Annotated in this window: 12 protein-coding genes; 4 read left to right on the top strand and 8 right to left on the bottom strand. The window is 65.6% G+C overall.

Annotation, left to right across the window (positions count from 1 at the left end; all coding sequences use genetic code 11):
* Window positions 1-123 precede the first annotated feature (123 nt).
* From LRX75_RS22215 to LRX75_RS22250, 8 genes are all read right to left on the bottom strand, one after another.
* A complete protein-coding gene (locus tag LRX75_RS22215; RefSeq protein WP_231816773.1) occupies window positions 124-1,215 on the bottom strand; it encodes a protein-glutamate methylesterase/protein-glutamine glutaminase in 1,092 nt (363 codons plus the stop codon).
* 3 nt (window positions 1,216-1,218) lie between these two features.
* Window positions 1,219-2,094 carry a CheR family methyltransferase gene (locus LRX75_RS22220; RefSeq protein ID WP_231816795.1) on the bottom strand — a complete coding sequence of 292 codons (876 nt, stop codon included), beginning with the start codon at window positions 2,092-2,094 and terminating at the stop codon, window positions 1,219-1,221.
* Window positions 2,095-2,134: 40 nt separating this feature from the next.
* Window positions 2,135-2,629, bottom strand: coding sequence for a chemotaxis protein CheW (locus LRX75_RS22225; RefSeq protein WP_231816774.1), 495 nt, complete (start codon window positions 2,627-2,629; stop codon window positions 2,135-2,137).
* Window position 2,630: 1 nt separating this feature from the next.
* Window positions 2,631-4,466, bottom strand: coding sequence for a methyl-accepting chemotaxis protein (locus tag LRX75_RS22230; RefSeq protein WP_231816796.1), 1,836 nt, complete (start codon window positions 4,464-4,466; stop codon window positions 2,631-2,633).
* Between the two features lie 82 nt (window positions 4,467-4,548).
* Window positions 4,549-5,070: a chemotaxis protein CheW gene (locus LRX75_RS22235; protein ID WP_231816775.1), complete on the bottom strand. Its 522-nt coding sequence runs from the start codon at window positions 5,068-5,070 to the stop codon at window positions 4,549-4,551.
* Window positions 5,067-7,136: a chemotaxis protein CheA gene (locus LRX75_RS22240; protein WP_231816776.1), complete on the bottom strand. Its 2,070-nt coding sequence runs from the start codon at window positions 7,134-7,136 to the stop codon at window positions 5,067-5,069. The genes LRX75_RS22235 and LRX75_RS22240 overlap by 4 nt, the downstream gene beginning before the upstream one ends.
* On the bottom strand, window positions 7,133-7,501 hold the full coding sequence (locus LRX75_RS22245) for a response regulator (RefSeq protein WP_113151119.1): 369 nt from the start codon (window positions 7,499-7,501) through the stop codon (window positions 7,133-7,135). The genes LRX75_RS22240 and LRX75_RS22245 overlap by 4 nt, the downstream gene beginning before the upstream one ends.
* Complete coding sequence (locus tag LRX75_RS22250) at window positions 7,498-7,833, bottom strand: STAS domain-containing protein (protein ID WP_231816777.1); 336 nt, start codon at window positions 7,831-7,833, stop codon at window positions 7,498-7,500. The genes LRX75_RS22245 and LRX75_RS22250 overlap by 4 nt, the downstream gene beginning before the upstream one ends.
* Before the next feature lie 434 nt (window positions 7,834-8,267).
* On the opposite strand from LRX75_RS22250, the gene LRX75_RS22255 reads away from it, so the two are divergent.
* From LRX75_RS22255 to LRX75_RS22270, 4 genes are all read left to right on the top strand, one after another.
* Window positions 8,268-8,507, top strand: coding sequence for a hypothetical protein (locus tag LRX75_RS22255; protein WP_231816778.1), 240 nt, complete (start codon window positions 8,268-8,270; stop codon window positions 8,505-8,507).
* 8 nt (window positions 8,508-8,515) lie between these two features.
* Complete coding sequence (locus LRX75_RS22260) at window positions 8,516-8,698, top strand: hypothetical protein (protein ID WP_062475557.1); 183 nt, start codon at window positions 8,516-8,518, stop codon at window positions 8,696-8,698.
* A 141-nt stretch (window positions 8,699-8,839) separates the two neighbouring features.
* Window positions 8,840-10,702 carry a 4-alpha-glucanotransferase gene (gene malQ / locus LRX75_RS22265; protein ID WP_231816779.1) on the top strand — a complete coding sequence of 621 codons (1,863 nt, stop codon included), beginning with the start codon at window positions 8,840-8,842 and terminating at the stop codon, window positions 10,700-10,702.
* 102 nt (window positions 10,703-10,804) lie between these two features.
* Complete coding sequence (locus LRX75_RS22270) at window positions 10,805-14,053, top strand: alpha-1,4-glucan--maltose-1-phosphate maltosyltransferase (RefSeq protein WP_231816780.1); 3,249 nt, start codon at window positions 10,805-10,807, stop codon at window positions 14,051-14,053.
* The last annotated feature ends 5 nt before the right edge of the window (window positions 14,054-14,058 follow it).

Below are 14,058 nucleotides of genomic sequence, written 5' to 3' on the forward strand. Positions count from 1 at the left end.
GACCGCCGAACGATCGAGGAGGCTTGGCGCGAGGTCGGAAGCCTCCTCACTCACTTCAGCCCAACAGAATGCGCCGCGTACCTGCGACACGCAGGGTATGGTGCAATAACAGCCTGACAGACTCTAGCGGCGCCTGTCCTCGGAGAGAATTTCCATGGCGATCTGGCCGAGCGGCACGATCCGGTCGACGCCGCCGCGCGCGATGGCCTCTTTCGGCATGCCGAAGACCACGGACGTCGCCTCGTCCTGGGCGATCGTCAAGGCGCCGGCCTGATGCATCTCCAGCATGCCGCGCGCGCCGTCGTCGCCCATTCCGGTCATGATCACCGCCATGGCATTGCTGCCGGCCGCGCGCGCCGCCGAGCGAAAGAGCACGTCCACCGACGGGCGATGCCGCGAGACGAGCGGCCCGGGCCGGACAGAGACATGGTAGCGTGCGCCTTGCCGCTCCAGCATCATGTGGCGGTCCCCGGGCGCGATCAGCACATGGCCGCGCAGCACAGGATCGCCGTCCTCGGCCTCCTTCACCTCCACCTCGCAGAGGCCGTTCAGGCGCTTGGCGAAGGCGGCGGTGAATTTTTCCGGCATATGCTGGACGATGACGATGCCGGGCGCATTCGACGGCAGCCGTTCGAGCAGTTCGCGCAGCGCCTCCGTGCCACCGGTGGAGGCGCCGATGCAGATGACCATTTCCGTGGTGCGCGCCATCGCCTTGCCGGAAGGCGGCGGCAGCATGGCATCGGCCGTCAGCTTCTCGTTTGGTCCACCCGCAGATGCCGACACGACCCGTCCGGCCTTCTGCCGGAGCCGCGCCTGGGCGGCACTCTTGACGACGTCGCAGATCCGCGCCGCCTGCTCGGCAAGATAGTCCGCCGCACCGATCTTCGGCTTCAGGATGACATCGACGGCTCCGGCTTCCAGCGCCTGCATCAGCGTTTCCGTACCCGTCTCCGTCAGCGATGAGCACATGACGACGGGAATGGGTCGCTGCGACATCAGCTTGCGCAGGAAGGTGATGCCGTCCATGCGCGGCATCTCCACATCCAGCGTGATGACGTCGGGAATTTCCTCCTGGATACGCTTGGCCGCCATGAACGGATCCGAGGCGGCGCCGATGACGGTGATGGCGGGGTCGGACTCCAGAACGGCGGTCAGCGTCTGCCGGACGCTGGCGGAATCATCGACGATCAGGACGCGGATCTGTTTGCCGGGCACAGGCTATTCCTTCACGAAGACGGTATTGGCAAGCTGGCGCACCGGCAGGTTCATGCCGGTGATCGATTCGGAATGGCCGATCAGCAGGTGCCCGCCGGGAAGCAGGCAATCGACCAGACGTTTCAGCACATGCGCCTGCGTCTTCCGGTCGAAATAGATCAGCACGTTGCGGCAGAAGATCACATGCATGGGATCGCCGACGCGATAGACGTCGTCCATGAAGTTCAGCCGCATGCAGCCGACGCGGGCGCGAAGCTGGGGCACGATCCGCACCTCGCCCCGCGCCGGATCCCGCGCGGTCATGACGAAACGGCGGCGCAGCTCGGTCGGGACCGGCCGGATCATCTCCTGCGTATAGATGCCCTTGGTGGCGACCTCGAGCACCTGGGTCGACAGATCGGTGGCCAGGATCGTGTAATCCGGGCCGCCGCAGGTCTGCCGGTAGTCTTCCAGCACCATCGCCATCGTGTAGGGCTCCGCCCCCGTGGAGCAGGCGGCACTCCAGGTGCGGAGGCGCCGCACGCCCTTCTCCTTCAGGCCGGGCAGGATCGTCTGGCGCAGGATGTCGAAATGGTTCGGCTCGCGGAAGAAATCGGTCTTGTTGGTGGTGACGGCATCGATCAGATGGATCGCCTCGCGCTCGATCCCGTGGCCATCGAACAGAAAATCGCAATAGGCGTCGAGCGATTCGATGCCGGTGGCGCGCAGGCGCCGCCGCAGCCGGCCTTCGAGCATGGTGGCCTTGCTCTGCGGCATCTTGATGCCGCTATAGTCGTAGATATAGGCCCCGAGCCGCTTGAAGTTGCGCGGGCTCAGCCGTCCGCCTTCCGTATAGGGCGTGCCGTGACGGGGAGCGTCTTGATAGGAAGCAGCCTCTATCACGACGAGCATGCTCCCGGGATGGCGTGCCGTGCCGTGCTCATGCGACGCTCCGCTCCGGCAGCACACTGGCGGCCAGCGCCGGCCCGCCGTCCGAAAACAGCCGGGCAAGATCGATGATGACGACGAAGCCGGTGTCGCGGCGGACCACGCCGCGGATGTAGTCCGAGCGCCAGCGCACGCCGATATCCGGCGCCTGCTCGATGCTGTCGCGCCGGAACGGCGTGACCTCGAACACCTTGTCGGCCACCAGCCCGAGCGCGAGATCCTTCTCGCCCAGGGGGATGTCGAGCACCAGAATGCGGGTGTGCGGCGTGCGCACGGTGGGCGTCATGCCCAGCCGCAGGCGCAGGTCGATGATCGGCACGCCCTGGCCGCGCACGTCGCGCAGGCCCATCAGATAGTCGGGCCCGTGCGGGATCTTGAACGGGTCCTCGTGGTCCAGGATCTCCCGGACCACGGTGACGGGGACGGCAAACAGCTCTTCCCCGAGGCTGAAGGTGACGAACTGGGACTCCGCCGGCATGTGCTCCATCTCAGGCGCTCTGCTTGAAGTCGGCGTCGTCGGCGTCCGGGCCGCCCATCGACAGATCCAGCGCAAAGCCTTTTACCCGGGCCTGCTGGGCAGAAACGCTCTGGCGGGGGGCGGGAGCGGCCGGCTTGCGCGGGGCGGACGCCGGGCGGGCGGTTGCCGTGTGATGGGCCGCCCGCTGCGGCGCGGCGGCGATCGGGGCCGGCTGATGCTTGTGGCCGACGGTGTCCACCCGGAAGAAGGCGATGGAGGCCTGAAGCTCCTCGGCCTGGGCGGCCAGCTCTTCGGACGTCGCCGACATCTGCTCGGAGGCGCCGGCATTCTGCTGGGTCACCTTGTCGAGCTGCTGGATCGCCTCGTTGATCTGCGAGGCCCCGATGTCCTGCTCGCGGCAGGCAGCGGAAATCTCGGCGATCAGTTCGGCCGTCTTGCGGATGTCGGGCACGAGGCGTCCGAGCATGTCGCCGGCTTCGGTCGCCACCTGCACGGTCTCGCCCGAGAGGCCGCTGATCTCGGCGGCGGCCGCCTGGCTGCGTTCGGCGAGCTTGCGCACCTCGGAGGCGACGACGGCGAAGCCCTTGCCGTGTTCGCCGGCCCGGGCCGCTTCCACCGCGGCGTTCAGCGCCAGCAGATCGGTCTGGCGGGCGATTTCCTGGACGATGGAGATCTTCTCGGCGATCGTGCGCATGGCGACGACGGCACGGGCGACGGCCGCACCGCTCGCTTCGGCATCCCTGGACGACTGCCGGGCGATCTTTTCGGTCTGGGCGGCATTGTCGGCGTTCTGCTTGATGTTGGCCGCCATCTCCTCCATCGAGGCGGAGGCCTCCTCGGCCGACGAGGCCTGCTCGGTCGCCCCCTGGCTCAGCTGTTCGGAGCTCGAGGACAGCTCCTGGCTGCCCGAGGACACGTTGTCGGAGGCTGACAGCGCATCGCCGACGACGCCGCGGAGGCGCTCCACCATCAGCTGCAGGGAGCTGCCCAGTATATCCTTGTCGGAAAGCGGCTTCGGCGTGTTGGTCAGGTCGCCATTGGCGATCTGGTCCGCGGCCTTCGCCGTGTTGCGCAGATTGTCGGTCATGATCGTGACGGCATCGACCACGTCGCGGATCTCGTCATTGGTCTTGACGGAAACCGTCTGGTCGAGGTCGCCGATGGCGACGGCGTCGGCCATGATCCGGATCTTCTTCAGGCCGCTGTTGATGCCCATCGCAATGACGGTCGCCACGGCCGTGGAAATCAGAAGCATAGCGGCAAGACTGCCGATCAACACGTTGCGCGAGAAGTCGTACTGCGCGTTGGTCGCCTGGTCGGTGATGGTCAGGTCGGCGGCGATCTGGTCGTTGAGGCCCGAGAGGGACGTCAGCAGCTGCTTGGTGACCTGTGCACCGTCGCCCATGGAAATCTCGCCCGCGCGCCGGTTGCTGTCAGGCGTGTTCTCCTGCGCCAGATGCAGAACGCCGTCCTGCATCTTGACCCAGGCCGGATAGGTGGCCTGGAAATCGGCGACCTTCTGCCGGATGAGCGGATTGGTCTCGCGGTCGAAGCCCTTGACGATCCGGGCGATCGTTTCGCGCTCGGCAGAGACGGCCGAGACATAGCCGTTGATCAGCGACGCGTCGGTGTTGATGATGGCGTTCTTTTCCTGCTGGATGGATGTCAGCACAGCATCCGAAAGATCGCTGGAATCCCTGAGGTTTGCCGCGGGCCCCTGGATGATGTCGGTAATGGCGCCGTTCAGCGAGGAGAGGTTGACGATGGCGAGCGCCGCCATGCCGCAGGAGAGGAGAATGAGGAAGCCGAACGCGCCGGCCAGTTTCAGTTTGATCGTCATCCGCATCGGGATTTCGCTTTCGTAGATCGTGTGAGGAGTGACGGACAATGGGAGGTCCGCCGGAGGTCGGGTCTGCGGTATCGGAGCCTCAGCCTGAGAAGAGCATGCCCGACGACGACGGAGAGGCGTCGACCGAGAAGATCTTCTTCAGGTTCGGGATGATGATGAACTCGCCGTTTCGCTTGACGAGGCATTCGATGAAATCCGCCCGCCAGCGCATGCCGACGCTGGGCGGCGGCTCGCTGGATGACTGGGCAAGGCTGGTGACCTCGTAGACCTTGTCGGTGCGGATGCCGACAAGGCAGGGTTCGCCCTCGACGTCGAGCTGGACGACGATGATGCGGCTGTCGATGGTCGCTTCGCCGGCCTCCATGCCGAAGGCAAGCCGAATGTCGGCCAGCGGAATGACCTTGCCGCGAAAGTTGATGACGCCGCTGAGATAGGTCTTGGCGCCGGGGACGCGTGTTTCCGGCAGGAGGTCGAGGATCTCCTGCACCACCGTCGCCTCGATGGCGAAGGTCTCGCCATTGAGATTGAAGGTCAGGACGGCCACATCCTCGCGGTCCCTCCAGAGCAGGTCGGCGTCGTGTTTCCTGATAGGCTGGTTCATCCGGCGGCCCGCAACTGCGCCTCCTGTTGTTGACCGACGGCCACGAGATGCGTGACGTCGAGAATGAGCGCGACATTGCCGTCGCCGAGAATGGTGGCACCGGAGAAGGTGACGACGTCGTTGTGCAGCTTCGACATCGCCTTGATCACGGTCTGGTGGTCGCCGACGATCTGATCGACCACAAGGCCGACGCGCTCGTTGCCGGTCGAGATGACCACCATCTTCTGGTAGCGGTCCGGCGGAGTACCGGTACGGAACAGCTCGCGCAGCCGCAGGAAGGGGACGAGATGATCGCGCAGCGAGATGAAGCTGCGGCCACGCGAGCGCAGGTCCTCCTCGGTGGAAAGCTCCAGGCACTCCTCGACCGCCGACAGCGGAATGACGTAGGAGCCGGTGCCGACCCGCACGAGAAGCCCGTCGATGATGGCCAGCGTCAGGGGAATGCGCAGCGAGATCTCCGAGCCTTCGCCCGGCGTGCTGTGCATGTCGATGACGCCGCGCAGCGCCTCGACCGTCTTCTTGACGACATCCATCCCGACGCCGCGGCCGGAAAGACTGGTGATCTGGGCCGCCGTGGAAAAGCCCGGCTGGAAGATCAGCTGCAGCAGTTCCTGATCGAGCAGCATCTGGCCCGGCTGGATGAGGCCGGAGGATTCCGCCTTTGCGCGAACGCGCTCGCGGTTGATGCCGCGCCCGTCGTCGCGGATGGTGATGATCACCTCGCCACCGGCCTGACGCGCCGACAGCGTCACGCGGCCCGAACGTGCCTTGCCGGATGCGAGGCGCTCGTCGGGCATTTCCAGCCCGTGATCGATGGAGTTGCGCACGAGATGGACGAGCGGATCGGCCAGGCGCTCGATCACCGTCTTGTCGACCTCGGTCGTCTCGCCTTCGGTGACGAGCTCGATCTCCTTACCGGTTTCCCGGGCGAGATCGTGCACGAGGCGGCGGAAGCGGCCGAACAGGCTGCCGACCGGCACCATGCGCAGGACCATCATGGTGTCGCGCAGCTCGCCCGACAGCCGCTCGACGTCTTCGGAGACCGAGCGCAGCTGGATATCGGCGCTGATGCCGGCGAGCTGCGACAGGCGGGACTGGGCGATGACCAGCTCTCCGACCCGGTCCATCAGCTCGTCCAGCCGTTCGGCAGGAACGCGGACGTTCTCGGCGGCGGGCTTCGTCTGCCTGGCATCGGCGATCGCAGGGGCGGTGGTGACGGCGCGTGCAGGCTCGGAGGCGGCCGCCTCGGCGCGCGGGACCGCGACGGATGTCGGGGCCGGGGTCAGGGCCGGTGTCGGTGTCGATGTCGATGTGGCGACGACGGCCGGAGCCGGCACCGCGGACACCTCTTCGAGCACCATCTCCATATCGTCCATGACGAAGATGAAGACGTCCTCGATGGCGGCGCGCGGCTGCGGCTGCGTCATCGTCAGCTGCACCGTCCAGCCGATATGAAGATCATCGGGCTCGATCGCGTCGAGGCTCGGAATGGCGGACGTATCGGCCGTGATGGTACATTCGCCAAGCGCGGCCAGCTCGTCGAGCAGGCCGAGCGGATTGGTACCGTTCGCCATAGCATTGACCGGCAGGCGGAAGGCCAGCCGCCAGCGCGTGGCCGCAGGCGCGGCCGGAGAGGCAAGCCCCGCGACGGCCGCCGGCAGCGGCGCCGTGACGACGCAGCCCTGCGTGGCCTTGGCCCCCACGGCCGCCTGAAGCGTCGCCAGCAACCCGTTTCCGGTCGCCTCATGGTCGCCGTTCGGCGTGTCCACCAGCGCCTTCATGTGATCCTGTGCTTCCAGCACCGCCGCCACGAGTTCGGCCGTGGCCGGCACCTCGCCCTTGCGAACCCGGTCGAACGCTGTCTCGCAATGGTGGGTGAAGGCCGCCAGCGCCTCGAAGCCGAACATGGCGCCCGACCCCTTCAGCGTGTGGAGACCGCGAAACACCGCGTCGATCTGCGCCTGGTTCGACAGATCGCCGAGGAGGTCGAGAAGACCTTCCTCGATGACGACGAACAGCTCCGCCGCCTCCATGCGAAAGACCTGCACAGGATCCATCAGATTCATTTGCCCAACACCTTCCGGGTGATCTTGACGAGCTGCTCGGGATCGAACGGCTTGGTGATCCAGCCGGTCGCCCCCGCGGCCTTGGCCTGCGCCTTCATCTCGGCGTCCGATTCCGTCGTGAGGAAGATGATCGGAATACCGGTATGGGCGGGCGAGGCGCGCAGCGCCTGGATCATGGCCAGCCCGTTCATGTTGGGCATGTTCAGGTCGGTGACGATCATGTCGAAGCTGCCGCCCTTGGCCTTGGCCAGGCCATCGGCGCCATCCACGGCCTCGGTGACCTGATAGCCGGCACCGGTGAGAGCGATCCGGGTGGTCATCCGGATGCTGGCGCTGTCGTCGACGGTGAGAATATGGGCGCTCATTGCATCTGTTCCTTGCCGTGCAGCCAGAACCGGCTGTCTTGCGGGGTCATGTTGGTGAGAAATCCGCCGCGCGCGAGCGTCGACAGCAGGCTGCCTTCGGCGGGTCTTGAGAGGGAAAAACTGCGGCCGAGCGTGTCGGCATGGCGACGCGACGCTTGGAGAAGCTGGATGAAGGAGAGATCGGTGTCGGCGGCGGCGGGAACCTCGACGCGGATGTCGCCGCCGCGCTCGAACGCCGCCCGCAGCATCGTGGCGATGTCGCGGGAGTGGCGGATGGTCAATGCGACCGGAAGCACAAGCGGCACCGAAGGCATGGAATCGTGAACGGACATGCGGAATGAACCTTAACGACGGGCGCGGCAAAGCCCACAGCCGCGTCCCGATGAGGACAGGAATGTGATGGCGGCGCCGGGACGGCACCGTTCATGCAGTGAGGAGGCACCGGACGGTGCTGAGATTTGGAAATGATCGGGCGCTCGTGACGATCCGCGTCATGCGGATCAGGATCCGGTTTCCCGGGCCGATCTGATAGGGAGAACTTTCCAACAAGAGCGTTAAAACCGGTTTAATGCCTCATTCTAATTAATTTATATTTTTATTTATGGTCATTTACACAATTTAAAAGAGTAAGATTTTTGCGTTTGTACACGCGCAGACGCAGCCCGCAGGCGCGCTGCGAAAGCCATGGCTTTCCGCATCGAAACCGATCCCTTGACATTCGTCCAAAAATAGAACATTTAGAGAACAAATCAGGAGATGGTTCGAGATGGCGACAGCAGAGAAATTCATTGTCATGCCCTTCAAGAAGGTCCGCGGCGGCGTTGCCCCCGGCGAGATGCGCCAGGCGTCGAATGCCGTCAGCGCCGAGAAGATCGCGACCTCCATGTCCGCCCGTTTTCCCGGCGTAGCGGCCTATGCGGTCAAGGTGGACGAAGAGTCTGGGGACATGAGCGAGCCCCGCCTGATCATCCAGTTCGGCGAGATTGCCGATCTCGCGGCAGCATGAGGTATGCGATGGATAAGCAGATCGAATTGCGCGAAAGCGTCCGGATCCTGATCGCCCAGGGCGAAGCCGCCCGCCAGCGTGCCGAGGCCCACCGGGAACAGACCCGCATCAAGGTTGCCGCCATGGCCTCGCGCCCCGGCGAGAAATATCTGGCCGCCATGCGCCAGGCCAAGGCCGCCACCAGCCACTGAGGCGCGAGGACGGGCCATCCCGCCTGCGCGACGCGACCCGCGCCACGACATTCCCATCGCCGCCGTTTGCCATCCGGACGAACCGCCTTAGGTCTCCCTGAACCATCCATTTCAGGACTTCCTCAGAAGGCGATGACATCCATGAAGCGCGAGACGATCGATGAGCTTGCACGCCGGCACGGTATCGGCGAAACGCGACCGAGCCCCGAGAAGGACGCGGTGACGGTCTCCACCGAGACGAAGATCAGGATTCTCGAGGCGCTGGACGTCGATCTCGATGCCCCCGACCAACCGGGCGGGCCCTTAGCCGGCCAGACGACAGCGACGAGCGAAACGCTGCCGCCGTCCTACCTTCCGCCCTTCCTTGCAAAAACCCGCGTCTGGGGCGTGACGCTCGAGCCCTATGCGCTTCGCTCGTCCCGCAACTGGGGCATCGGCGACTTTCAGGATCTCTGCGATATCGCCCGCGTGTTCGGCCCGCTCGGCGCCGACTTCATCGGATTGACGCCGCTGCACGCGCCGTTCCTCGCCGATCCCGATCGCTGCAGCCCCTATGAGCCCTCCAGCCGCCAGCGCCTGAACCCTCTCTACATCGCCGTCGATCGCGTTCCCGGCTATCGGGCCGACCCCGAGAGGGAGCGCAGGGCAGCCGACCTGCGGGAAACCGCGCATGTCGATTATGTCGGCGTCGCCGGCCTCAAGCTGGAAGCGCTGCGCGATATCTGGACGGGCTGGACCTCGGAAAACAGCGGGTTGTCCGCGCGACAGGAATTCGAGACCTTCATCCTGCGCGAAGGCACGCCGCTGCATCTTCACGCCCTGTTCGAAGCCCTGTCCTTCACCCTGTCGGCACGGGGCCTCGGTGCCGGCTGGCATGCCTGGCCGAAGAGCTTCAAGAACCCCGAGAGCCCGGATGTCACGGCCTTTGCCGAAACGCATGCCGACGAGATCCGCTTCCATATGTGGCTGCAATGGCTGGCGCATGACCAGCTTGACACGGCCTCCCGGGCTGCCAACGCCGCCGGCATGCGCATAGGGCTCTATCTCGATCTCGCGGTCGGGGAGGCGCTGGATGGCGCCGCGACATGGGGAGAGCGCGATCTCTACGTTTCCACGGCCACCGTCGGCAGCCCGCCCGATCCCTTTGCCGCCGACGGGCAGGACTGGCATCTCGCCGCCTTCCAGCCGGCCGCCATCGCCAGCGGCGACCCCTCGCCCTATCGGCGCATGGTAACCGCCGCCATGCGCTATGCCGGCGCCATCCGCATCGATCACGCCGCGGCGCTCCGCCGCCTGTTTCTCGTCCCGCTTGATCAGAAGCCGGATGGAGGCGCCTATGTCGACTATCCGGAAAAGGATCTCCTCGCCATCCTCGCGGACACCTCCGCGCATCACGAATGCCTCGTCATCGGCGAGGATCTCGGTGTCCTCCCGGATGGGCTCCAGGACGACCTGACGGCGGCGCGCATTCTCTCCTACCGGATCCTCTCCTACGAGCGCACCGACGATGGCTTCAAGCCGGGGGAAGATTATCCGGCTTTGTCGCTCGCATGCATCTCCACCCACGACCATCAGACATTCGCCGGCTGGTGGCGCGGCGCGGATATCGCGACGCGCGCCGATCACGGCATTCTGCCGCCGGATATCACGCAGGCGCATCGCGAGGCGCGGGCCGTGGAGCGGAAGGATCTCGCCCGCGCCCTGAACGCAGCCGGGATTGCCCAGCCGGCGCGCCTGCCGCCGGGTTCCGCGTCGGATCATGAGCTGACCGGCATCGTGGTCGATGCACACCGCTTCATCGCCAGGACCGCATCGGCACTGGCAGCCGTGCGTCTTGCCGACATGACCGGCGAGACGGAGCCGACCAATGTTCCGGGAACGAGCGACGGCTATCCGAACTGGAAGCCGAAGCTGTCCGTGACGCTCGAAGCCCTGCCGGAATCTCCGCTTCTCGTCGCCATCTCCACGGCCATGCAGGAGGAACGTCCCCGATCTCGGGCATGATCGCGCACGGGGCGGACGGCATCGCTCTGCCATGTTCGGCAAGACGATGTGGAACAAGCTTGGGGCTCGCACGGTTCTCGATGAAACAACGCGAGACAGCCCATGAATGTTCATTCGCTAGCCGAAGCACACACACCTGTCATCACGCCGCCCCGGATCTATTATGTTCATCCCCTGCACCTGCGGGGGATCGACGCGTGGGACGCGGCGTTTGCGCATGCCGCAGCCCTCGGTTTCGACACGGTTCTGTCGGCGCCCGTCTTCCAGCGGGGTCATGCGACCAGCGTGTTCGTCTCGGCGGATGTCGAGAGGCTCAACCCGGAGCTCGGGCTTGGCGACAGCGTCGTGGACGGGGTCTCCGCGCTGGTCGAGGCCGCGCGGCGCCACGGTCTTGCTTTCATGCTGGACATCGTCGTCGGACGCGAAGCGGAAACCCGTCCCGATGACGGCGGCCCGGTCGATCCGCGCATATCGCCGACCGTCTCCGGCAGCCGTGCGGTCGGCACGCGTAACGCCGACGAGGAGGCCGCGCTCGTCGCGACATGGACGGATCGCCTGCAGACGCTGGCAGAGACGGGCGTCAGCGGTTTCCGATGCGTCGGCCTTGCCACCATTCCGGCCGACACATGGCGGACGCTGATGTCGCGCGTTCACGAGCGGCAGCGGCAGGTCCGGTTCCTCGCCTGGACGCCGGGCACGTCTTTCGACGACCGCAAGGCTCTCGCCACAGCCGGCTTCGAGGCAAGCTTCTCCTCGCTTGCCTGGTGGAACCTGCGGGACCGTTGGCTTCTGGACGAGTACGAGCTCCAGCGGACGTTCGCCTATCAGATCGCCTTTCCCGAAGCACCGTTCGCCAAGCGCATCGCCCATGGCACGGAGAGCAGCGAGATCCTCAAGCGGCGCGCCATCCGCACGCTCGGTCTTGCCGCGACGATCGGCCAGGGCATTCTGATCCCCATGGGTTTCGAATTCGGTGCGGCCATGCCGCTCGACCCGATGCACGGACACGGTACCGGCATCCGCGGCCTGAAATCTCAAAGCAGCTTCGACATCTCCCAGGACATTCGCGCCGTCAACGATCGGCTGGCCGCGGCCACCCCCGGAGTTGGAACGCCGCTGACCCTGATCGCGGGCAGCGCCACATCCGTAAGCGCGCTCGTCCAGGGCGACCACGCGGACCTTCGTCAGGCAGACACCGTGCGCGTCACCGTCTGCAACCGCGATCTTCGCCGCAGCGCCGCGACACCCTTCAACGCCATCCGCGAGGCGGCATCCGCCTTTCTGCCGCTTTGCGATATCGCCCGGCCCGAGCGCGCGCTCGATGCCGATGTGCGGCTGGCCCCCGGCGAACTGCGCATCTTCGAAGGCACCGCGTCGAGACCGGTCCTGAGCGCAGGCGCGGCCATCGATGCGCGCGCGGCCGCCGCAACACCGCGTCTTGCGATCGAGAAGGTCACGCCGGCGGTCGACGAAGGCCGCTTCCCCGTCAAGCGCATCGTCGGCGACGTCGTGACGGTGGAGGCCGATATTTTCGGCGACGGTCACGACCCGCTGGCGGCCGTGCTGCTCTGGCGACCTGTCGATGCGCAGGAGTGGACCGAGGTCCCGATGCAGTTCGTCATCAACGACCACTGGAAGGCGGAGTTCACCCTGAAGCGCATGGGGCGCCACGAATATCTCGTGGAAGCCTGGCGCAATCCCTACGCCATCTACCGCTATGAGCTCGGCAAGAAGCACGACGCCAATCTGGATCTGACGCTTGAGATTCAGGAGGGCATCAACCTCATCAAGGCGGCGGAAGACCATGGTCCGCAGCGGGTGCAGCCCGAGCTCACGGCCCTTCTCGCAGCGCTTTCGCAGGAGAATGCGGAGGCGAAGACCCAGCGTCTGCTGGCGCCGGAAACCTTCGCCCTCATGGCCCGCGCCGACCGCCGGCCCTTCGGCGTCCGCTCCGCCGTCATTCCTGTCGACGCGGAACGCAAGGCGGCGGGTTTTGCCAGCTGGTTTCAGGTCTTTCCCCGGTCGCAGAGCGGCGATGCCAACCGCCACGGCACGTTCGACGATGTCATCGGCCGTCTCCCCGCCATTCGCGAGATGGGCTTCGACGTCCTCTACTTCCCGCCGATCCACCCGATCGGCACGACGAACCGCAAGGGCCGCAACAACACGCTGACGCCCGCTCCGAACGATCCCGGCAGCCCCTATGCCATCGGTTCGCCGGAGGGCGGCCATGACGCGATCCATCCGGAACTCGGCACGCTCGACGATTTCCGCCGGCTGGTCGCGGCCGCCGCCGATCACGGACTCGAGATCGCGCTGGACCTTGCCATCCAGGCTTCGCCGGATCATCCCTGGCTCAAGGATCACCCCGGCTGGTTCGACTGGCGGCCGGACGGCACCATCCGCTATGCCGAAAACCCGCCGAAGAAATACGAGGATATCGTCAACGTCGATTTCTACGCAAGGGACGCCGTGCCTGCGCTGTGGGAGACGCTGCGCGACGTCGTCCAGCACTGGGTCGATCAGGGCGTCAAGCTCTTTCGCGTCGACAATCCCCACACCAAGCCGTTCCCCTTCTGGGAATGGATGATCGCGGACATTCGCGGCCGTCATCCCGAGGTCGTGTTCCTCTCGGAAGCCTTCACCAAGCCCAAGGTCATGTACCGGCTGGCGAAAGTCGGCTTCTCGCAGTCCTACACCTACTTCACCTGGCGCAATGCCAAGTGGGAGCTGGAGGAATACATGCGGGAGATCACGACGCAGGAGCCGAAGGAGTTCTTCCGTCCGCACTTCTTCGTCAACACCCACGACATCAACCCGGATTTCCTGCAGAACGCGCCGCGTCCGGCCTATCTGATCCGCGCCGCCCTCGCCGCGACACTGTCCGGTCTCTGGGGCGTCTATAACGGCTTCGAGCTCTGCGAAGGTCGCCCGGATGCCAAACGCAAGGAATATGCCGACAGCGAGAAATACGAGATCCGGGCCTGGGATTACGACCGGCCGGGCCACATCAAGGGAGAAATCGCCCTCCTGAACCGTATCCGCCGCGAGAACCCGGCGCTCCACACGCATCTCGGTCTCACGCTGCTGCCTGCCTTCAACGACAATGTCCTCTTCTTCGAAAAGGCCAGTGCCGGCCGGGAGAACGTGCTGATGATCGCCATCAGCCTCGATCCGCACACGGCGCAGGAAGCGGATGTCGAAGTGCCGCTCTGGTCGTGGAACCTTGCCGACAACGGATCGCTTCCCATGGAAGACCTCATCGCCGACCGGGCCTTCACCTGGATGGGAAAGATACAACGCATCCGCCTCGACCCGTCGATGCCCTTTGGCATCTGGCGGGTTCGATAGGGAGG

The sequence above is a fragment of the Rhizobium quercicola genome (genome assembly GCF_021168455.1).
Lineage (GTDB): Bacteria > Pseudomonadota > Alphaproteobacteria > Rhizobiales > Rhizobiaceae > Ferranicluibacter > Ferranicluibacter quercicola.